General features: G+C 65.5%; 14 protein-coding genes. 3 read left to right on the top strand and 11 right to left on the bottom strand.

Annotation, left to right across the window (positions count from 1 at the left end; genetic code table 11):
- Nucleotides 1-69: 69 nt before the first annotated feature.
- From addA to CK226_RS13265, 11 genes are all read right to left on the bottom strand, one after another.
- Nucleotides 70-3582 (bottom strand): double-strand break repair helicase AddA, encoded by a 3513-nt coding sequence (gene addA, locus CK226_RS13315; RefSeq protein WP_095792081.1) that lies wholly within the window; start codon nt 3580-3582, stop codon nt 70-72.
- Entirely contained in the window at nt 3579-6713 is a 3135-nt protein-coding gene (gene addB, locus CK226_RS13310; protein WP_095792080.1) for a double-strand break repair protein AddB, read from the bottom strand. Before addB ends, addA begins: the two co-directional genes overlap by 4 nt.
- Entirely contained in the window at nt 6710-7435 is a 726-nt protein-coding gene (locus CK226_RS13305; RefSeq protein WP_280951476.1) for a nucleotidyltransferase family protein, read from the bottom strand. The genes addB and CK226_RS13305 overlap by 4 nt, the downstream gene beginning before the upstream one ends.
- Entirely contained in the window at nt 7432-8943 is a 1512-nt protein-coding gene (gene tsaE, locus CK226_RS13300; protein ID WP_095792079.1) for a tRNA (adenosine(37)-N6)-threonylcarbamoyltransferase complex ATPase subunit type 1 TsaE, read from the bottom strand. The genes CK226_RS13305 and tsaE overlap by 4 nt, the downstream gene beginning before the upstream one ends.
- A gap of 8 nt (nt 8944-8951) precedes the next feature.
- On the bottom strand, nt 8952-11507 hold the full coding sequence (locus CK226_RS13295) for a PAS domain-containing sensor histidine kinase (protein WP_095792078.1): 2556 nt from the start codon (nt 11505-11507) through the stop codon (nt 8952-8954).
- A gap of 198 nt (nt 11508-11705) precedes the next feature.
- Nucleotides 11706-13106, bottom strand: a complete 1401-nt coding sequence (ahcY, locus tag CK226_RS13290) for an adenosylhomocysteinase (RefSeq protein ID WP_010912937.1) — start codon at nt 13104-13106, stop codon at nt 11706-11708.
- A gap of 181 nt (nt 13107-13287) precedes the next feature.
- The gene (locus CK226_RS13285; protein WP_095771540.1) at nt 13288-13584 is read right to left on the bottom strand and encodes an HPr family phosphocarrier protein; all 297 of its coding nucleotides are present in this window, start codon (nt 13582-13584) and stop codon (nt 13288-13290) included.
- Complete coding sequence (locus tag CK226_RS13280; RefSeq protein WP_010912939.1) at nt 13581-13982, bottom strand: PTS sugar transporter subunit IIA; 402 nt, start codon at nt 13980-13982, stop codon at nt 13581-13583. The genes CK226_RS13285 and CK226_RS13280 overlap by 4 nt, the downstream gene beginning before the upstream one ends.
- Nucleotides 13983-14146: 164 nt before the next feature.
- A complete protein-coding gene (locus CK226_RS13275) occupies nt 14147-14608 on the bottom strand; it encodes a serine kinase (RefSeq protein WP_095771541.1) in 462 nt (153 codons plus the stop codon).
- A 20-nt stretch (nt 14609-14628) separates the two neighbouring features.
- Nucleotides 14629-16413 carry a sensor histidine kinase gene (locus tag CK226_RS13270; RefSeq protein ID WP_095771542.1) on the bottom strand — a complete coding sequence of 595 codons (1785 nt, stop codon included), beginning with the start codon at nt 16411-16413 and terminating at the stop codon, nt 14629-14631.
- A gap of 130 nt (nt 16414-16543) precedes the next feature.
- Nucleotides 16544-17245 carry a response regulator transcription factor gene (locus tag CK226_RS13265; protein ID WP_010912942.1) on the bottom strand — a complete coding sequence of 234 codons (702 nt, stop codon included), beginning with the start codon at nt 17243-17245 and terminating at the stop codon, nt 16544-16546.
- A 343-nt stretch (nt 17246-17588) separates the two neighbouring features.
- Between CK226_RS13265 and CK226_RS13260 the strand changes: the two genes are divergently transcribed.
- The 3 genes from CK226_RS13260 (at nt 17589) to CK226_RS13250 (ending at nt 20438) form a co-directional block, all read left to right on the top strand.
- Nucleotides 17589-19199: a phosphoenolpyruvate carboxykinase gene (locus CK226_RS13260; RefSeq protein WP_095792077.1), complete on the top strand. Its 1611-nt coding sequence runs from the start codon at nt 17589-17591 to the stop codon at nt 19197-19199.
- 81 nt (nt 19200-19280) lie between these two features.
- A complete protein-coding gene (gene arfB / locus CK226_RS13255) occupies nt 19281-19718 on the top strand; it encodes an alternative ribosome rescue aminoacyl-tRNA hydrolase ArfB (RefSeq protein ID WP_095771544.1) in 438 nt (145 codons plus the stop codon).
- Nucleotides 19719-19808: 90 nt separating this feature from the next.
- Nucleotides 19809-20438: an alpha-ketoglutarate-dependent dioxygenase AlkB gene (locus CK226_RS13250; protein ID WP_095792076.1), complete on the top strand. Its 630-nt coding sequence runs from the start codon at nt 19809-19811 to the stop codon at nt 20436-20438.
- The last annotated feature ends 67 nt before the right edge of the window (nt 20439-20505 follow it).

The following is a 20505-nucleotide window of genomic DNA, read 5'->3' as shown; positions in this document are numbered from 1 at the left end:
TTCCTTTCGAGAGTTCTTTGTCGCACCAAATGTGGTGGTTATCTAGCCCTTCTTCAAGCAGGTCTTGTGTCACGCTCCCGTGAGTCGGGCAAGGGCGTCATCCATGGCCCGGGCCGGCAGTTCGATCAGCCTTGGCGTTTCGGTGAATAAAAGGGCGGCTTTCACCTCGCGCCCGGGATAAAGCGGCTGCAGCAGGGCGCGATAAAGCGCCAACTGCAAAAGATAGGCCGGAGGAACCTCGGCCAGTGAGGGGGGCGCCGGCCGGTTGGTCTTGTAGTCGACGATCGAAATCGTGTCCGCTGTCACCGCCAGCCGGTCGATCTTGCCGGAAATCGAGCGCGTTTTGCCCCTCACCTCCAGGCTGCCCATGATAGCCACCTCGGCGCGCGAGGAGGGCGCGAACAATTGGCCGAGGCGCGGGTCGTCGAGGATGGCGATGACCGATGCCAGGGCCTTGTCCCGCTCCGACGGCGGCCATGCGGCACCCGTTCGCGCGAGATAACGCTCGGCGGCACCTTGGCGTTCACCCTCGGCAATGCCGGGCAGCATCTGCAGCAGCTTGTGCAAAGCCAGCCCGCGCAGCACGGCAAAGCCCGGTTCGGCGTCGGCGTCCAGCACCGGCGAAGCCTTGTCGATGACCGCTTCCTTGCCTTCATCGATCAGCGCCGAGGCGCCGGATGGCGACAGCGGCCGCGGCAGGTCCTCGAAGGGCGGCAAGGGGCGGAACAGCGTCCCCGGCAGCGGACCGAAAGCATCGGCCCGCCGCGCCTGTTCATCGGCGCTCGCCGCGACGGGCGGCAGCTTGGTGACGTGGAAACGGTGCACCGGCTCGCCGCCGGCGGGATGCGCGCGCTGTTCGCTTTCCGGCGCGCCGGTGAGCGCGCGACTGACGATCGAATGCCAGGTGCCGGTGCTTGGTGCCCGCTTGCCGTGATAGCCGCAGACGATCAGCCGGTCCTCGGCGCGGGTCATGCCGACATAGAGCAGCCGGCGGTATTCGTCGTCGGCGAGTTCGCGGGCGCGGGCGGCTGCCGCCTTCGAGAAGCCGTTGGCGACCTCGCTGGCCGAACGCCAGAGATAGCCCTTGCCGTCCCAGAAGGTGCCCGAGCCGTCGAACGGCATCAGCCGCGGCAGATGCTGGTCGCTGAACGGGGCGGAGCCGCCATCGACCAGGAACACCACCGGCGCCTCCAGGCCCTTGGCGGCGTGCACGGTCATGACGCGGACCTCGTCGCGGGTCTGGTCCATCTCGCGCTTGATCTCGGGTCCGGCATTTTCCAGCGTCGACAGGAAGGCTTCCAGTCCGGGCAGCCCGGTCCGTTCCTCGGCAAGGCAGAAGCTCAGGAATTCATCGAGAACATCGCCGGCTTCGGGCCCAAGCCGGGCGATCATTTTTCGGCGCACGCCGTCGCGCGCCAGCAGGCCGGCATAGAATTCGAACACAGGCTTGAAGGCGGCCTCGCCAGCCCAGACGTCGAGTTGCGCGACAATCTTCGCCAGGCGCTCGTTTTCTTCGGCATGCTGGCGCAGCGACGTGGCCAGAGACACGCCCGGCAGCCTCTGCGCGGCGAGCGTGAACAGCGTCTCCTCCGGCAGGTCGAAGATCGGGCTGCGCAGCACTGCCGCGATCGACAGATCGTCCTGCGGCTGGAGCAGGAGATGGCCGAGCGCGATCAGGTCCTTGACCGCGATGTGGCCCGGCAGGCTCAGCCGGTCGGCACCGGCGACCGGAATGTCGCGGCGTTTCAAGGCGCGGGTCAGCGCGTGAACAAAACTGTCGCGCTTGCGCACCAGCACCAGCACGTCGCCCGGGCGAAGCCGCTTGCCGCGGCCTTCGACGATCTCGCTTCTGCCGATCCAGCCGGCAATGGTCGCCGCGACATTCTCGGCAACGCGCACCGCCGGCGCATGGGCGTGGTCGATGGCTTGCGTCCAGTCGTCAGGTTCGTCGACGACGTCGGCGCCGATCGATGGCCAGACCTCGACATAGCCCGGTGCATCGGTGCGGATGGCCTTGTGGCTCAGCGGATCGGGATCATGGCTGATGCCGCGCCGCACGATAGGATCGGCAAAGACGCGGTCGACGGCGGCCAGGACGTCGTCGGTCGAGCGGAACGACCAGGTCAGCTTGAGGTCGGCGAAGGACGCCTTGGCATCGCGCACCCGGCCGGCGAACAGCAGCCGGCTGTCGGCGAAGGAATGCGGCGCGGCTCCCTGGAAGGAATAGATCGACTGCTTCTCGTCGCCGACGGCGAAGACCGTGCGGTGGACCCTGTCGCGCGCGCCGAAGCCGGCGAAAAATTCCTCCGCCAGCCGCTTCACCACCTCCCATTGATCCGGGCTGGTGTCCTGTGCCTCGTCGAGCAGGATGTGGTCGATGCCCTGGTCGAGCTTATATTGCACCCAGGGGCCGGCGTCGGGCCGCGCCAGGAGGTTGACCGTGCGGGTAATCAAATCGTTGAAGTCGAGGAAGCCGCGGCTGCGCTTCAGCACGTCGTAGCGGGCGATCAGCCAGTCGGCGATGGTCAGTGCCGCGCGTGTGCCTTCCAACATGCGGAACAGCGCCAGCCGGTCGACGGTTTCGACGATGGTGCTTGCCGCCGAGACATAGCGCTCGGCCAGGTCCGGCAGCCGGTCGCTCAGGGCTTTCTTGAAGGCCTTTGCCGGGTCGTAGGGATCGCCATCGGTCTTGAGGAAGGCTCTGGCCAGCAATTGCAGGCGGCGAACGGGATCGCTCTCGGCGAAAGCCTGGCGCGCATAGGGCAGGATGTTGTTCAGCACCGATCTGGCGTCGGTGGATTCGGCGGCCTGGGCGAAGCCCGCGAAATAGTCGGGCAGGAAGCCGGGCAGCGGCCAGGCCGATGCTGCAATCCCTTCGGTGGTCTGGCCAGGGCGGAAATGGAATTCATCGAACAAAGGCTGGAAGCCGTCACGCCCGACCGCGTCGAGGAACTGCCGCAATCCGTCGCGCTTGCGCACAATCTCGCCGAGCAAGGCATCGAGACCGGCCTCGCCGCCGCGTTCCAGCACGGTGGCGAAGGCGTCGGCCAAGTCCGGGTTGCCGGCAGCCGTGCCGGAGATCATCTCGCGCCGCGCGGCGGCGAAAAGCGATGCCTCCATCTGGCCGTCGAGCATCTCGAAATGGGCCGGAATATTGGCTTCCAGCGGGAACTGGTGGAGCACCGATTCGCAGAAGGCGTGGATGGTCTGGATCTTCAGTCCGCCCGGCGTCTCCAGCGCCTCGGCGAACAGGCGCCGGGCCCGGCGCATGGTGTCGCGGTCGGGCCGCCGCCCTTCAAGCGCCTCGATCTTCGCGGCCAGCTCGGTATCGCCGAGCACCGTCCAGTCCGACAGCGTGGAAAAGACCCGGTTCGACATGTTGGCGGCGGCGGCGCGCGTATAGGTCAGGCACAGGATCTTCGACGGGTCGGTGCCGTTGAGCAGCAGCCGGATGACGCGCTGGGCCAGCACATGGGTCTTGCCGGAGCCGGCATTCGCCGACACCCAGGCCGAATTCTGCGGATCGGCGGCGCTGGCCTGGCTGTTGGCGGTATCGCTCGGGATGGGATAGGCCTTCTTCATGCCTCCCCTCCCTCGTCGCCGGCATCGCCACCGGCCGACCATTCGAGCACACGGGCGAGATGGTCGTAATCGCCATCTGTCTCGCCCTCGCGAAACGGCAGCGCGCGCGACAGATAGCCGGTCTGCGGGTCGGCATAGTGGATCAGCAGCTTTTCCAGCCGCGCCCAAGCCTCTTCGGCAAGATCTGCGGCGGTCCGTGGCTGGCGGTTGTGCTCGAGAATGGACTCCTCGAACACCTCGCCATTCGGCTTCAGCCTGATGAAGGCCAGCTGCGACGGCTCGCGCGCGCCCAGATCCTTGAACGCGCCGCGCCGCAGCAGCGCGCCTTCCAGCGCCAGCTGCGGCGCCAGCAGCGTGTGCGCCTGCGCCTTGGAGGGCGAGGAGCCCGTCTTGTAGTCCAGAATATCGGCCATGCCGCCGGCCAGCAGATCGACGCGGTCGGCATAGCCGGACAGCGTCACGCCGGACTGGCCGACGAGGGTCTTGCCGGCACGCTCCTCGGCATGGCGCCGGACCACCGCATCGGCACGCGTGCGCTCCCATTCGACGATGTTGGCGGCGAGCTTTTCGAAGCGCGGCCACCACACCGCCTCGACATCGGCCGGAAGAACGGCTTCGGCAAAGCAGGCGCGGCCGGCGGCAATGAGACCGGCCAGCGCGTCGGGTGCGCGCGGATCGGCAACGCGCGACGAGAACAAATGCAGGATGGCGTGGAACAGCGTACCGCGCTCGGCCGCGCCGGGATCACGGATGAGCGCATCGAGCGGCATCAGGCCGAGGATACGTCTGGCATAGACGGCATAGGGATCCCGGCGCAACGTCTCGATCTCGGTGACCGAGAAATGCGTTGGGCGCACCGCCAATGGCGGCTTCGGTTGCGGCCGCGGCGCGAAATCCTGCTTTGGGCCGGTGTCGAGTGCGCGTGCCCAGGCGAGCAGTTCGTCGCCACGCCGGCGCAGGGTTGCCGCCTGGTCGTTGCCGGTGAAGGTAAGTAGCCGCTGCAGCCAGCGCGACGGCACGGCGGGCGCGTCGCCGGAACGCGCCGAGCGGGCCAGAACGACGTGCATCGCGCCCATCGCCATCTGGAAATCATGCGCGGCAAGGCCGATGCGCCGCTCCGGCGGTTCGAGATCGATGCCGGTCTTCATCAGCCGCGACATGAAGCGGTCGCTCTCCGGCTTGCGCGGCCACACGCCTTCGTTGAGCCCGCCAATGACCAGCGTGTCGACATCCTGCAAGCGCGCTTCCAGCGCCCCCCAGATGGCGATGTTCCTGTCGGTGCCTTGCGCCGGCTTGACCGTCTCGGGCGCGATCAGCGCGTTCATCACATCGGGCCACTCGCTGGTAGCGAACGACAGCGATGCCGAAGCGGCGACCAACCCGCGCAGCAGCTCGGCGAGCTTTTCACCGGCATCGCCGGCATAGAGGTCGCCCAGGCCGCCATCGGCGGCGCGCCCGAGGCTTTCCAGGGCCACCACGCTGGCTTTGACCAGCGCGGCAAGATCGGCTTCCGCTTGGTCGCGAAACGCCGAAAGCGGAGCCAGCGCTTCCGTCAGTCGTACGAGGAGGGTTCGAGCATCCTCGATGGAGCGCACGGTGAGACGGGAAAACCAGAAGGGCGGCCGGCTGTCATCGCCGAGGCTCGTCAGTCGGGCCTCGAACAAGTCCGGCAGCGAAACGATGTCGGGGCGACCGGTGCCGCCGCGCAGCGCCACCAGTTCGACCAGTTCCGCCGCGTGGCGCACATCGGCGCGTTCGAGGCCGAGGCCGAGCAGCGGATGCTTGAGCAGCGACAAAAGGCCGACCGGATCGCCCGGCCGGAACACTGCTTCGAGCGCAAGCCGGAGCAGGCTGGCCGCCGGGCTGTTGGCGAGCGGCGTGCCGCCGGAATCGTCGGCGACCACGCCGAAGCGCCTGAGTTCCACCGCGACGCGCCGCGCCAGCGCGCGGTCGCCGGTGACGAGCGCGGCCCGCTGGCCGGGCTGTTCGACGGCCTGCTTCAGCGCGACGGCGATGGCGACGGCTTCGTCGCGCTCGCTGGCAGCTTCCAGCAGCGTCACCTCGGCAAAGGCGCCGGCAATATCGGACGCCGAAAACCCGCTGCGTGTTTCGGCCCACAATTCGGTGGTCTCGGCCGGCCGCAGCGCCTCGCCGACAAGCGCGGCGCGAAGCGCCAGCCGCGGTTCGGCCGTGCCGAGTTCTTCGACATCGGCGCGCAGCACGCCGATCTTGCCGATCAGCCTGGCCAGGCCATATTGCGGGTGGCCAAGCACGGCCGGCCGCGCGCCGGGGGCGACAAGCGCCTGGAAGGACGCTTCGTCCAGCGTCCGGTCGAGCCCGGGCAGCACGATGGCGCCGCTGGGCAGGCGGGCGATCGCTGCAAGCAGCTCCGCCGTCGCCGGGATGGAGCCGGTCGACCCCGCGGCGATGACCGGCCCGGCTGGCGGATTGCGCCGCAGCCGCGCCGCCTCGGAGCGGATCAGCGCGCTGCGATGCGCGGCCGGATTGGAGCGGTCGCTTTCCCTGAGGAATTTCGGCCAGGCATCGGTGACGATGCCGAGGAATTCGAGCGTCACCTGCCACCAGCCGGCAAGGTTGCCGGTGACCAGATCTGCGAGCTTGGTCCAGTCGGTGCCTTCCGTCTCGATCTCGTCCATCAGCCCTGCGAGATCGCGCGCCAGCCAGATTGCGTCGGCGGTGGAGGCCGGGATGACGATTTCCTCGGCGAAAAGCTTGGCCACATGCTCCGGCAACCGGCGTTTCCAGGCACGCACCAGCGGCGTCAGCAGCAACAGGCGTTCGGTCGCCGAGATCGGCGGCGCGAGATCGATCGCCGCCGCTGGCTCGGCCTCGAACAGGGCTTCGTCCTCGTCGAATTCGCCGAGCGGGCGGATGATCGGCAGGATCGCCGAACCGCCGCCGCCGCGTGCCCTCAAGCTGTCGACGAAGACACCGCGCAAGGCGCGCGCGGCACGACGCGTCGGCACATAGATGGTGACATCGGCCAGCGCGAGCGGATCGCCGTCGAAACGAAATCCCGGGACCAGGCGACCGGCAAGCAGCGCCTCGGCCAGCGTCGGCAGGAACGGCGCTCCGGGGGGAATAGAGAAAACGCGGCTTGAGCCGCTCATTGCATCTCGGCTAGCGCGCCGGCGACGGCTTCTTCCGCCTGCGGGATGGCATCGGGCGTGCCGACGGTAATCCAGTGGCCGTGCATCGGCATGCCGAACAGCCGGCCGGCGGCGATGGCTTTGTCGAAATAGGCGTTGAGCGAATGCGGTTCGGCCGTTGCATCCTTGAACAGGCGTGGATGAACGATCGCGGCACCGGCATAAATCAGGCCGGCCGGATCGCCTTTCGAGCGCCGCAAGGCTCCGTCCGGCGCCACCAGGAAATCGGTGCTGCCACAGTGACCTGTCGCCTGATGGAGATCCGCCAGCATCAGCAGAATATCCATTTTCGCGGCGTCCCACGCAAGGGCAAGCCGGCCGAGATTGAGCGGACCGTGGTCGATCCAGAACGTGTCGGCATTGAGGATGTAGAAGGGTTGTTGGCCGAGTTCCGGCAGCGCCTTGACGATGCCGCCGGCCGAATCGAGCAACCGGTCGCTCTCATTGGAAATGATGATCTGCGGAGCGCTACGCGCCGCGACATGGGCGACGATCTGCTCGGGAAGATAGTGGACGTTGACCACCGCCTTGGCGACGCCGGCGGCGGCGAGGCTGTCGAGCCCCCAGTCGAGCAAGGTCTTGCCGGCGATCCTGACCAGCGGCTTGGGGATCGTATCGGTGATCGGCCGCATGCGCTTGCCGAGCCCGGCGGCAAGGACGATGGCAGTGTTCGGTCTCGTCACAGCGTTCGTTCCTCGAGCAGCCCGTGCGTATTGTAGAATTCCCGCAGGCTGGCAAGTGCCGGGTGGGACAGCGCCCGCCGCAGATAGTCGCGGATGCGCGGCAGGTGCTTCAAATAATAAGGTTTGCCGTCGCGCTTTTCGAGACGCACGAAAATGCCGAGTATCTTGGAATTGCGCTGCGCGGCCATGATTGCATAGGCTTCCAGGAAGCTTGCTTCGTCGAAAGCGCCTGCCGCATGGCGCGCCGCGACATAGGCATCGAGCGTTTTCTTCTCGATCTCAGGCGAGATGGTGACACGGGCGTCCATGGCCAGCGAGGCGACGTCATAGGCTGAAGGCCCGATCAGCGCATCCTGGAAGTCGACGACGCCCAGCCGGTCGTGGCCGGCGCGGTCGTCGCGCCAGATGATGTTGGGCGAATGGAAGTCGCGCAGCATCAGCGCGTATTCGCTGCCTTGCAGCCGGTCGAAAAGCGCGTTCCATTCCCTGGCGTAGCCCGAGCGCAGGTCGTCGCTTGGCGGGCCGCCCGATATCGCCGGCACATACCAGTCGACCAGCAGATCGGCTTCGATCATCATCGCGTCGCGGTCGAAGGGCGGCACCTCATGGAAGCTGCCGGGTCCGGCTTGCAGGCGCTGCGGCCAGCTCCTGCCATGCATCATGGCCAACAGCTCGGCCGCCGCCGCATAGCGCTCGGCCACCGGCTCGCCGTCCTTGCCGAGAAACCCCTCGGAACCGAGATGTTCGAGCAGCAAAAAGCCCTGGTCCTGGTCCTCGGCATGGATTTGCGGAACGCTGACGCCACCGGCCTTCAAGGCGCGGTCGATGGCGACGAAGGCGGTGACCGACTGGGCGGTGTGGGCAATCACGGCATAGGGTTTGCCGTCGCGCACGGGCGGTCCGAGCACCAGCCGCGGCGAGTTCATCAGCACGCGCGGCTCGTGGCCGGCGAGCGTCACGATCTCGTAGGAACGGGCGGAGGCGTCGCCGATGAAATGGCACCGCCGCGCTTCGCCCCAGCCGGCATTTTCGAGAAAACCGCGCATGGCCAGCGACCGCGCCGCGCGGTCGAAGGCAGCGCCTTGCCCCGACAGCCGCGCCAGCCGGCCCTCGCCATGCTGGACGAGTTCGATCGAGAGTGTCGTCTTCGGCAGATAGTCCTCCGCCCGCTCGGGCCATTCGACCAGGGCAGCCCCTTGCGTCAGCGCTTCGTCGAAGCCGAGTTCGTCGAGCTCGGCAGCCGAGGCCAGGCGGTAGAGGTCGAAATGGTGCACCGGAATGCGCGTGTCGTAGCTCTGCACCAGGGTGAAGGTCGGGCTCGGCACGTCGAGGCTGGCATCATCGGCCAGCGTCCTGATCAGTGCCCGCGCCAATGTCGACTTGCCGGCGCCGAGATCGCCCTTGAGCGCCAGCACGTCGCCGGCGCGCAGGGACAGCGCCAGATCCTCGCCCAGCCGCGCTGTCTGTGTCTCATCCGCGAGCAAACGCTCCAGCACAGGTCCCGTCATCGAGCGCGCTACTCGGCCGCGGCGCGGATGCCCGGCATGTCGGGGAAGGTGCAGATGACGGTGGTGCCCTTGTCCTTGCCGGTTTCAATGCGAACATTGCCGCCATGCAGTTCGACAAAGCTCTTGACGATCGACAGGCCGAGGCCGGCGCCCCGGCGGCGGCCGCCATTGGTGCGCGGTTCGAAGCGGCGGAACACCGAGTCCAGAACGTCCGGCGGCATGCCGGGTCCATCGTCGTGAACGGAAAATTCCACCCCGTCCGCCAGATGGCGGCAGGCAAGCCGGATGGTGCTGGCTTCCGGCGCGTAGTTGGCGGCGTTGCTGAGCAGATTGTAGAGGATCTGGCGGATGCGGGTCTCGTCGCCATGGAACGTCTTCGGCGCGGCAGCGGCATCGACCTCGAGCCGGATCGAATGCTCCTGCAGCCGGTCGGCGACCAGTTCCGCGGCCGCTGCGATGGTGCGGTCGACATGCACCTCGGAAATGTCGAGCTGCATGATGCCGGCATCGACGGTCGCAAGGTCGAGTATGTCGTTGACGATGGTCAGCAGCACCGAGGAGGACGAACTGACATGCTCGACATATTCGCGCTGCTTTTGGTTCAGCGGCCCGGTCGTCGGCAGTGAAAGCAGTTCGGTGAAGCCGATGATGTTGGTCAGCGGCGAACGCAGTTCGTAGGACACGTGCTGGACGAAGTCGTTCTTGAGCTGGTCCGACTTCTCCAACGCCTCGTTCTTGTCCTTCAGCGCACGTTCGACATGCACGCTGTCGGTGACGTCGACGAAGGTCATCATCACTTGCCCGTTGGGCAGCGGGATCACGGCGTAGCGCAGCACCGTGCCGTTGTTGAGCTCGCTCTGGCCGTGCCGGTCGCGGCGTTCGTCGTCGAAACCGGTGATGGCGGCGACGAAGCCCGGCCAGGGGCTGTCGACCGCCTGGCGGTCGCAAAGGTCGCGTATGGTAGAGACGTGCACATTGGGCTTGGCGGCTTCGCCGCTCAATCCCCAGAGCGTCGCAAAGGCCGGGTTCGACAGGCGCAGCCGCCCATCGGGGCCGAACACCGCCACGCCTTCGGCGAGATTGTCGAGCGTTTCGCCCTGGACGCGCACCGCGGTGCGGTAGCGGCTTTCCAGGTCCATCTTTTCGGTCAGGTTCTCGAACACCCAGGTGACCCCGCCCTTGGGCTGCGGGTTGGCGACGACGCGGATGGTTTTGCCGTCGGGCAGATGCCACCAATGTTCCTGCGATTCGACCGCGCGATAGGCGCCGAGCAGGCCTTCCTTCCAGCGGCGCCATTCGGGCTGCTCGGCAATCTTGCCTTCGCTGCGCAGCCGGTCGAGCAAAAGCGCATTGTCGGGCGCGCTGTGCAGGAAGCCGCTGTCCAGGCCCCACAGTTTCTGGAACGCCTGGTTGAAGAAGCGCAGCTTCTCGTCAGTGTCGAAGATGGCGACGGCGGTGTTGAGCTGGTCGAGCGTGTCGGCGTGGCTGCGCACCGTCCGCTCATATTCGCCGCGAATGGTCTCGATGGCGCTGGTGTCGGCGGCAAGGCCGGCCGAACCGTCGGCGCCGGCGAAGTCGGTCACCGCGAAGACGCGCCGGTCGCCTTCGATCACGGTGGAGAGCGACTGCTCGAAGACCGGATGCGTCTTGTGCTGGGCGTCGATTGCCTCGCGTGCCTGGCCCCCGAGGAATTCCTTGGCGTCACGGACGGCGGCTTCCGCGCTTTCGGCTTCGACCGCGTCGGCATAGGCCCGGTTGACCCATTTCAGGCGTCCATGCTCGTCGCGCAGCCATGCCGGCATCTTCAGCGCTTCGAGCAGGCCGATCATGGTGTCGTGGTCGGCGGCCAGCCGCTGGTTGTCGATCTTCAGCCGGGCCTGGCTGCGCTGGGTCTCGGAAAGCGACACAAACCGCACCAGTATGTGCGCGGCGCTCTTGCGGCCATGCACTTCGAGCGGGGCGCCGGCCTGCGATTCGATGACCAGGTCGAAGGGCCTGGCCTTTTCGCGCAAGCCCGCGATGGCGTGCTCGAGCGCCGCCGCCGAGCGCGGCATCAGCCAGCGGCCAAAGGCGAGGAAAGCCGCCCGCTCCTCCGGCGCGCCGCTTTCGACCGGCAATGTGCCGATGAGTTCGGGTTTCTTGTTCTCCGAGGCCCAGACCACCACGCGCTGGTCGCGCAGATTGAGCAGCGCTTCCGAACGGCGCAGTGCCGCATTGATGTCGGCGACACGGCTTCTCAGTTCGACATTCTCCGCCGAGGTGCGGGCCCGTTCGCGGATGAGAACGATGGCCGACAGGAATGCCGCGCCGGTCACGCCGACGAACACGGCAAGCTGCATGACTTCGACCGTGTTGATCGACAGGCCGGCGGTGGCCACGGCGGCGCTCTCGGCATGCGCCACCGCGCTGGCCAGGGGGCCGGCCAGCGCGGAACTGGTCAGGAACAGCCCGGCGCGGACACGCCATGAAAGGCGCCCGCCCTGAATGGTCGAGCCTGTGGTCCCCGAATCGTCATGGCCGCCGGAAACGGCCGATCCCGCTCCGTGCGGGTTTTGCCCCGGCATGTCTTGGTCCTCTCCGCCGCCTGAATGCAAGACCGCCCTGATACGCGCTTCTCTTGATCCTCTCGGGCCGGAAGCGTCGCGAATCACCCGACAATAAACCCTCGCCGAATCGGCGTGAAGGCTGATCGCGCGCAAAAATAAAGCCGGGCGAAAAGTCAATCGCCCGGCCTCAATATATGGTAGCAAATTTAGCTTTGGTTAATAGCGGTAGTGTTCCGGCTTGAACGGGCCCTGCGGCGTGACGCCGATATAGGCGGCCTGCTCACCCGACAGTTCGGTCAGGCGTGCGCCGAGCTTGTCGAGGTGCAGGCGCGCGACCTTCTCGTCGAGATGCTTGGGCAGGACATAGACCTGGTTCTGGTACTGTTCGCCCTTGGTGAACAGCTCGATCTGGGCCAGCACCTGGTTGGTGAAAGACGCCGACATGACGAAGCTCGGATGGCCGGTGGCGTTGCCGAGATTGAGCAGGCGGCCTTCCGACAGAAGGATCATCCGCTTGCCGTCCGGGAAGGTGATCATGTCGACCTGCGGCTTGACGTTGGTCCATTTCAGGTTGCGCAGCGAGGCGACCTGGATCTCGTTGTCGAAGTGGCCGATATTGCCGACGATCACCATGTCCTTCATCGACCGCATATGGTCGAGGGTGACGACATCCTTGTTGCCGGTGGTGGTGATGACGATGTCGGCGGTCGGAGCCGCGTCTTCCAGCGTCACCACTTCAAAGCCGTCCATCGCCGCCTGCAGCGCGCAGATCGGATCGACCTCGGTGACCTTGACGCGGGCGCCGGCGCCCTTGAGCGAGGCCGACGAGCCCTTGCCGACGTCGCCATAGCCGCAGACGACCGCGACCTTGCCGGCCATCATCGTGTCGGTGCCGCGACGGATGCCGTCGACCAGCGATTCCTTGCAGCCATACTTGTTGTCGAACTTCGACTTGGTGACGGAATCGTTGACGTTGATGGCGGGGAAGGGCAGCAGGCCCTTCTTCTGCAGCTGGTAGAGCCGGTTGACGCCGGTGGTCGTCTCTTCGGTGACGCCGCGGATCGCAGCCTTCTGCTTGGTGAAGAAGCCGGGCGAAGCCTTCAGGCGCTTTTTGACCTGGGCGTAGAAATATTCCTCTTCCTCGCTCTGCGGGTTGGACAGCACGTCCTCGCCGGCCTCGGCGCGGGCGCCGATCAGGATGTACATGGTGGCGTCGCCGCCATCGTCGAGGATCATGTTGGAGAGGCCGCCGTCGGCCCACTGGAAGATCCGGTCGGTGTAGTCCCAGTACTGTTCGAGGCTCTCTCCCTTGACGGCGAAGACCGGAATGCCGGCCTCGGCGATGGCCGCGGCGGCGTGGTCCTGGGTCGAGAAGATGTTGCAGGAGGCCCAGCGGATGTCGGCACCGAGCGCCTTCAGCGTCTCGATCAGCACCGCGGTCTGGATGGTCATGTGCAGCGAGCCGGTGATGCGCGCGCCCTTCAGCGGCTTCTTGGCGCCGAATTCCTCGCGGCAGGCCATCAGGCCCGGCATTTCGGTTTCGGCGATATCGAGTTCCTTGCGGCCCCAGCCGGCAAGCGAGATGTCGGCGACCACATAATCCTTGCTACCCGTCATGGTAGTACTCCCTGCGAATTGTTGTGCTGCGAATTGGTTGCGGGTGCGCCCGCGCCCGGTCGGCGCGTCGAAGGACGCGAATTGCCGGCCTGACTAGCAGATCAGGCTCAAGTCGACAATGGGATATAAAGAAATCTTTATCCCTGCATGTCCTGCGAGCATGCTTGGGCAGCGTCCGGGATCAGCATTCCTCGCCGAAGCGGGAGGCGACAAGCTGTTCAAGCGCGTCCATGACCTCGAGCGCTTCCGGCCCGCTGGCGGTGACGCGGATCGAGTAGCCTGGGCTGGCGGCCAGCATCATCAGGCCCATGATCGACGTGCCGCCGACCTTGACGCCGTCCTTCTCGACATGGACCGCTGCGTCGAAACCGCTGGCGAGCTGGACGAATTTCGCCGAGGCGCGCGCATGCAGGCCGCGTTGGTTGACGATCGGAAACTCCCGGACGATGTGGTCCTTTTCCGGGGATATCGCGTTCATTTGCTGCTCAGAAGCTGGCTGGCGACATTGATGTATTTGCGCCCGGCGGCCTGCGCCTCGTCGAGCGCGGCGGCCATATTGTCGCCCTTGCGGATCGAGGACAGCTTGATCAGCATCGGCAGGTTCATGCCGGCGATCACCTCGGTGCGGCCGGACTCCATCACCGAAATGGCGAGGTTCGACGGCGTGCCGCCGAACATGTCGGTCAGCACGATAACACCAGCCCCGGTATCGACACGGGCCACGGCGTCGACGATGTCGCGGCGACGCTGTTCCATATCGTCGTCGGCACCGATCGCCACGGTTTCGAAATTGTCTTGTGGCCCGACGACATGTTCGACGGCATGTCGGAACTCGGTGGCCAGTTGACCGTGCGTTACAAGCACGAGTCCGATCATTCTTTGGTGGCTCCCGTCATCGCCGCTTCACAGGCGCATTTTATGTTCGCCAGCCATTCCAGGCGGCGGGAGCGCTATCTTGTCGACGCGCGGCCCGTTGACAAGCCCAAAATTGCGCCGGCCCATGCCATTTTGACGCATTGCAGCAAAAAACCCAGGGCGGATCATAGAAAAGGCATGATGGACAGCCGCGCCATCACGGCGGGCAGGGCCGTGGCGGCGTTACGCTCGGCAAGGTCGATACGCGGTACCGGGCAGCCTGCGACCGGCTCGCTGATTTCCTCCTGGAAACGGGCCATCTCTGCCTTTGGCACCAGCCTCACATGCAGGTCGATCACTCCGCCCGGTTCGAACGGCAGCGGGCGCGGCATGAACCCAGGGACTTCGGCGAGACCGGCGATAGTCGGCGGCACGCGACAGACCAGCCGCCCGGCGCGGGCCGCGGCAAGCAGCCTGTCGTCGCCGATCAGCCGTGAGAACAGGCCTCGCGCGCGGCAATGGTCCAGGAGTGTCAGCGCCAGCGTCGTCTTGCCGGCGCCGGACGGCCCGGTGATAAGGACGCCGCGGTCGCCGATCAGGATCGCGGTTCCGTGAATGTTTTCAGGCTGCGCGGCGGGTTCGGGCATGGTTATGTTCGAGCTAGAGGTCAGCCTTCGGCCGGCAGCGTCACGACGAAGCGCGCGCCCTTGATCTCGCCGGGCTTGGTGCCGGGAATGTTCTCGGCGGTCAGCGTGCCGCCATGGGCTTCGACGATCTGCCTGGAGATCGACAGGCCAAGGCCCGAATTCTGGCCGAACGCCTCGCCCGCCGGCCGGTCGGTGTAGAAGCGTTCGAAGATGCGGTCGATATTGTCGGCGCGGATGCCGGGACCATTGTCGTCGACGGTCAGGATGTTGAACTTGCCGGCGCGCGCCAGCGACAGGCTGATGTGGCCATGGGCCTCGGGAACGAAGGAGCGCGCATTCTCGATCAGATTGGTGACGACCTGGCCGATGCGCAGGTCGTGGCCGGCGACGAAATAGCCTTTCACGCCCTGCGGCAGCTTGGCGACCTTGAGTTCGATCTCGACCGCCTTCTTGTTGCGCGTGGTCTCGCGCGACACGGCGACGAGGTCGGTGATGAATTTCTTCAGGTCGACCGTTCCCGCATCTTCTCGCGCCAGTTCGGCATCGAGACGGGAAGCGTCGGAAATGTCGGTGATCAGTCGGTCCAGCCGGCGCACGTCATGCTGGATGATGTCCATCAGCCGGCTGCGCGAATTGTCGTTCTTGGCCAGGGGCAAGGTTTCCACGGCGCTGCGCAGCGAGGTCAGCGGGTTCTTCAATTCGTGCGACACATCGGCGGCGAAGCTTTCGATCGCCTCGATGCGAGCATAGAGCGCGTTGGTCATGTCGCGCACGGCGACCGAAAGATTGCCGATCTCGTCCTGCCGGTCGGAAAAGTCGGGGATTTCCTCACGGCTCTTGACGCCGCGCCGGACCCGCACCGCCGCGGCAGACAGCCGGCGCAGCGGATTGGCGATGGTCGAGGCCAAAAGCATCGACAGGATGGCGGTGACCAGTGCCGCGATGCCGAAGACGCGCAGGATCGCCTTGCGCTCTGCCGCGACGATCTTGTCGATGTCGCCGCCTTCGGTCGACAGCATCAGCACGCCGAGGACGGCGCGGAAGCGCTGGATTGGTACCGCCACCGAAACGATCTGCTCGCCCTGCTCGGAGACGCGCACGATGGTCGACGGGCTGCCGGTCAGCGCCTTGACCACTTCCGGGAAGGCGGCGCCATTGCCGCCCGGCTGCTCGCGATAGACCGGCAGGTCGGTGTTGCGGAAGAAGTCGAAGATGAACTTCTGGACGCGTTCGACAAGGTCGGGCTCTTCCTCCTCGACCGGCGGCAGATCGTAGCGCAGGATCTGGCCGCGCGAATAGAGGTGGCGCGAATCGAGCAGCAGATTGGCGTCGCGGTCATAGATGCGGGCCCGCGTGCGGGTCGGCGAGATCAGCCGCCGCAGCACTGGCGCGACACGCTCGGGATTGATCGGGAAGTCGAGATTGTCGAGTTGATCCGAGCCCGGCCCCAGGCTTTCGCCGGCCTGCAGCTCAAGCAGCTTTTCCGGGTCGATGCTGATCGAATCGGTTTCGACCGTCGCCGACGCCGCGATCGCGCCGGCGATGATCTCGCCCTGCGTCATCAGGCTTTCGACGCGGGCATCGATCAGCCCGTCGCGGAAGGTGTTGAGGTAGAGGATGCCGGTGACCAGGACAGCCAGGCCGGCAAGGTTGAGAAACAGGATGCGCCGGGTCAGGCTGGAAAAGATGTGGTGGCCGAGGAAGCGGCGCATCGGCACCGTGATCTTCGAGACGAAGGACGGCATGATGCGCGACGGCCGCCTGGCGGCGCCCGTCGGTCTTGTTCGCTGTGCTTCCACTGCCATCGAATAGCAGGCCCTGCCTAATTAGTGAGTAGCGAGTAGGCAGTAGGGAATAGAGAAGTGGCTGAGATCGCGGTAATGTGGCCGCTCGCACCATTCAAAACGGACTACTGACTATTCCCTACTGCCTATTTCACGCTTCGCGGAACCGGTATCCGACTCCGTAAAGGGTTTCGATCATCTCGAAGTCGTCGTCGACAGCCTTGAACTTCTTGCGCAGCCGCTTGATGTGGCTGTCGATGGTACGGTCGTCGACATAGACCTGCTCATCATAGGCCGAATCCATCAGCGCATCACGGCTTTTTACGACACCGGGGCGCTGCGCCAGCGAATGCAGTATCAGGAATTCGGTGACGGTGAGCGTCACCGGTTCGCCCTTCCAGGTGCAGGTGTGGCGCTCCTGGTCCATGACGAGCTGGCCGCGCTCGAGCGAGCGGGCCTGCTGGCTGGGCGCCTTTGCCGCAGCCTCGCGGGCGCTGGCACGGCGCAGCACGGCGCGCACCCGCTCGACCAGCAGGCGCTGCGAGAACGGTTTGCGGATGAAATCGTCGGCGCCCATCTTGAGGCCGAACAATTCATCGATCTCGTCGTCCTTGGAGGTCAGGAAGATCACCGGCAGGTCGGACTTCTGGCGCATCCGGCGCAAGAGCTCCATGCCGTCCATGCGCGGCATCTTGATGTCGAGGATGGCAAGATTTGGCGGACGCGCTGCCAGGCCTTCCAGCGCGGACGCACCATCCGTGTAGGTCTCGACGCGATATCCCTCGGATTCGAGGGCGATCGACACCGACGTCAGAATGTTGCGGTCGTCATCGACAAGCGCGATTGTTGCCATTTCAAGCGGCTCCCTCATGAGCTGTCCCTTCTTTCGTAGAGAAGGGGCTTTTGCAGGACAAATTAGGTACAAAATGTGGCATAGGCCTTGTCCGCTGTCACGCGCGGGGTGCCGCAGGCCACAATCCTACCTCGACATGGATTGGACGAACGAACATCGCCAATCCTTTGGGCAACCGTGAAACTTTTCGCATATATAAACGATTTAAACAACTTTCAAAATTTTTAAATCGATTAATGATTTGATATCATTTGGCTTTTCTGGTTTTGACCATCTCAGCCCGCTCGGCGGGCGTGCCGGAAATGCGCCGGCAAAGATGCGGCAAATCGTAGAAGGGACACCAATGTCGGAAGTCGGCAAACGCAATCCTGCTTGCCCGATCGATCGTATCGGCCTGAAAACCACCGGTATGGTGCGCTATAATTTTGGCGCGGCCGCCCTTTACGAGGAGGCGATCCGGCGCGGCGAGGCCCGGCTGACCGCGCATGGCGCGCTGGTCGCCGAGACCGGACAGCACACAGGCCGTTCGCCAAAGGACAAGTTCGTCGTCCGCGACGCCAACACCGAGGCGCATGTCTGGTGGGACAACAACAAGGCGATCTCGCCGGCCCAGTTCGAAACGCTGTTCGCCGATTTCCTTGCTCACGCCGCGGACAAGGATCTCTATGTTCAGGACCTCGTCGGCGGCGCCGATGCCGAGCTGAAACTGCCGACGCGCGTCATCACCGAGTTTGCCTGGCACTCGCTGTTCATCCGCAATCTTCTCATCCGTCCGGACAAGGCCGAGCTCGAACAGTTCGTGTCGGAGATGACGATCATCGACCTGCCGTCCTTCCGCGCCGACCCCGCCCGCCACGGCAGCCGCGCGGAAACGGTGATTGCCGTCGACCTTACCCGCAAGATCGTGCTGATCGGCGGCACCTCCTATGCCGGCGAGATGAAGAAGTCGGTGTTCACCATGCTCAACTATCTGCTGCCGCAGAAGGGCGTGATGCCGATGCATTGTTCGGCCAATGAGGGGCCGGCCGGCGAAGCGGCCGTCTTCTTCGGGCTTTCCGGCACCGGCAAGACGACACTGTCGGCCGATCCGTCGCGCACGCTGATAGGCGACGACGAGCATGGCTGGGGCCCGCACGGCATCTTCAATTTCGAAGGCGGCTGCTACGCCAAGACGATCAAGCTGTCGGCTGAAGCCGAGCCGGAGATATTCGCCACCACGCAGCGCTTCGGCACGGTGCTGGAAAATGTCGTGCTCGACGCCGACGGCGTGCCGGACTTCAACGATGGCCGCCTTACCGAAAACACACGCTGCGCCTATCCGCTCGACTTCATCCCTAACGCCTCGAAGACCGGGCGCGCCAGTCATCCCAAAAACATCATCATGCTGACCGCCGACGCCTTCGGCGTGATGCCGCCGATCGCGCGGCTGACCCCGGCGCAGGCGATGTATCATTTCCTCTCCGGCTATACGGCCAAGGTGGCCGGAACCGAAAAGGGCGTCACCGAACCCGAAGCGACGTTTTCGACCTGCTTCGGCGCTCCGTTCATGCCGCGCCACCCCTCGGAATACGGCAATCTGCTGCGCGAGCTCATCGCCAGCCACGGCGCCGATTGCTGGCTGGTCAACACCGGCTGGACCGGCGGCGCCTACGGCACCGGCAAGCGCATGCCGATCAAGGCGACACGCGCTCTGCTGGCCGCCGCGCTCGACGGCTCGCTGAAGACAGCCGAATTCCGCACCGATGCCAATTTCGGCTTCGAGGTGCCGGTGGCGGTGCCTGGCGTCGATAGCGCCATTCTCGATCCGCGCTCGACCTGGGCCGACAAGCCCGCCTATGACCGCCAGGCGGCAAGACTGGTCGGCATGTTCGCCGTCAACTTCGAGAAATTCGAGCCGCATGTCGATGCAACCGTCATGGGTGCGGCGCCACGCATGCAGGAAGCGGCGGAGTAATCGTCACGTCGCTCAGCACCATTGAAGGCCCGATTTCGATCGGGCCTTTTCTTTTGTCCGCCGCCGCGCCATGACTGCGGCATGCCGATCGACGACGACATCATCATATCGGGCGAAGCCGTGATCCATCCCGGTGACCTGCACGAGGATTTCATCCGCTCGTCGGGGCCGGGTGGCCAGAACGTCAACAAGGTGGCAACCGCCGTGCAACTGCGCTTCGACGCGGCCGGCGCGGCCGGCCTGTCGGAACGCGTGCGTGCCCGCACGATCAAGCTTGCCGGCCAGCGCGCCACCAAGGACGGCGTCATCGTCATCGAGGCCGGGCGCTTCCGCACCCAGGAGCAGAACCGGGCGGACGCCCGGGCGAGGCTCACGGCGCTTGTCGCCAAGGCAGCCGAACCGCCGCCGCCACCCCGCAAGAAGACGCGCCCTTCGAAAGGCGCGGTGGAGCGGCGGCTGAAGAGCAAGGCTGGACGCGGCACGATCAAGAAGCTGCGCGGCCGCGTCGGCGACGACTGATCCGTCTGCCAGAACGTTTTCGGGTCGTTGTCAGCGCCTCCGTGTGGCATTCTTCAAGGTCAAAGCAGCAACCGGATTATCACCGACCTCATGCTCGTTTTGCCCAAAGGCGTCCGTCACATGCCGGCCCATCTCTCCCGCGCTGTTCAGGAGGCGCTGGTCGAAGAGGTGAGAGGCATCGTCCAGCAGGCCCCGCTGTTCGTCCCTGCCATGCCGCGCACCGGCAAGGAGATGAGCGTGCGCATGACCAATTGCGGCCTGCTCGGCTGGGTCACCGACAAGGAGCGCGGCTATCGCTACCAGCCGACGCATCCGCTGACAGGAGAGCCATGGCCGCCGATCCCAGAGGGCCTGCTCGATCTTTGGCGGCAGGTGTCGAGCTATCCGAATCCGCCGGAGGCCTGTCTTATCAATTTCTACACGGCCGACGCGAAGATGGGCCTGCACCAGGACCGCGACGAGGCCGATTTCTCGGCGCCTGTCGTCTCTGTCTCGCTGGGCGACGATTGCCTGTTCAGGGTCGGCCAGACGACGCGCGACGGCGCCACCAAATCGTTCAGGCTGAAGAGCGGCGACGTCGTCGTGCTCGGCGGCGAGGGCCGTCTCGCCTTCCACGGCGTCGACCGCATCTATCCCTCGACCTCGGCGCTGCTCAAGAACGGCGGCAGGATCAATCTGACGCTGCGGCGGGTGACGAAGCCGAACGAGAACGCCTTATAAGCCGATCCTGACGCGCGCCCTACCGAGGTCGCCAGGGTCCTGGAAACAGCCGCAACTGCTTGGCAAG

The sequence above is a fragment of the Mesorhizobium sp. WSM4311 genome, assembly GCF_002295115.1.
Classification (GTDB): Bacteria; Pseudomonadota; Alphaproteobacteria; order Rhizobiales; family Rhizobiaceae; genus Mesorhizobium.
The sequence above is the reverse complement of the archived record's forward strand: the minus strand, read 5'-3'. Positions and strand labels throughout refer to the sequence as shown.

Coding starts and splice junctions, on each gene's coding strand:
- addA (WP_095792081.1), bottom strand. CDS start 3,582: ATGAAGAAGGCCTATCCCATCCCGAGCGATACCGCCAACAGCCAGGCC.
- addB (WP_095792080.1), bottom strand. CDS start 6,713: ATGAGCGGCTCAAGCCGCGTTTTCTCTATTCCCCCCGGAGCGCCGTTC.
- tsaE (WP_095792079.1), bottom strand. CDS start 8,943: ATGACGGGACCTGTGCTGGAGCGTTTGCTCGCGGATGAGACACAGACA.
- CK226_RS13295 (WP_095792078.1), bottom strand. CDS start 11,507: ATGCCGGGGCAAAACCCGCACGGAGCGGGATCGGCCGTTTCCGGCGGC.
- ahcY (WP_010912937.1), bottom strand. CDS start 13,106: ATGACGGGTAGCAAGGATTATGTGGTCGCCGACATCTCGCTTGCCGGC.
- CK226_RS13285 (WP_095771540.1), bottom strand. CDS start 13,584: ATGAACGCGATATCCCCGGAAAAGGACCACATCGTCCGGGAGTTTCCG.
- CK226_RS13280 (WP_010912939.1), bottom strand. CDS start 13,982: ATGATCGGACTCGTGCTTGTAACGCACGGTCAACTGGCCACCGAGTTC.
- CK226_RS13275 (WP_095771541.1), bottom strand. CDS start 14,608: ATGCCCGAACCCGCCGCGCAGCCTGAAAACATTCACGGAACCGCGATC.
- CK226_RS13270 (WP_095771542.1), bottom strand. CDS start 16,413: ATGGCAGTGGAAGCACAGCGAACAAGACCGACGGGCGCCGCCAGGCGG.
- CK226_RS13265 (WP_010912942.1), bottom strand. CDS start 17,245: ATGGCAACAATCGCGCTTGTCGATGACGACCGCAACATTCTGACGTCG.
- CK226_RS13260 (WP_095792077.1), top strand. CDS start 17,589: ATGTCGGAAGTCGGCAAACGCAATCCTGCTTGCCCGATCGATCGTATC.
- arfB (WP_095771544.1), top strand. CDS start 19,281: ATGCCGATCGACGACGACATCATCATATCGGGCGAAGCCGTGATCCAT.
- CK226_RS13250 (WP_095792076.1), top strand. CDS start 19,809: ATGCTCGTTTTGCCCAAAGGCGTCCGTCACATGCCGGCCCATCTCTCC.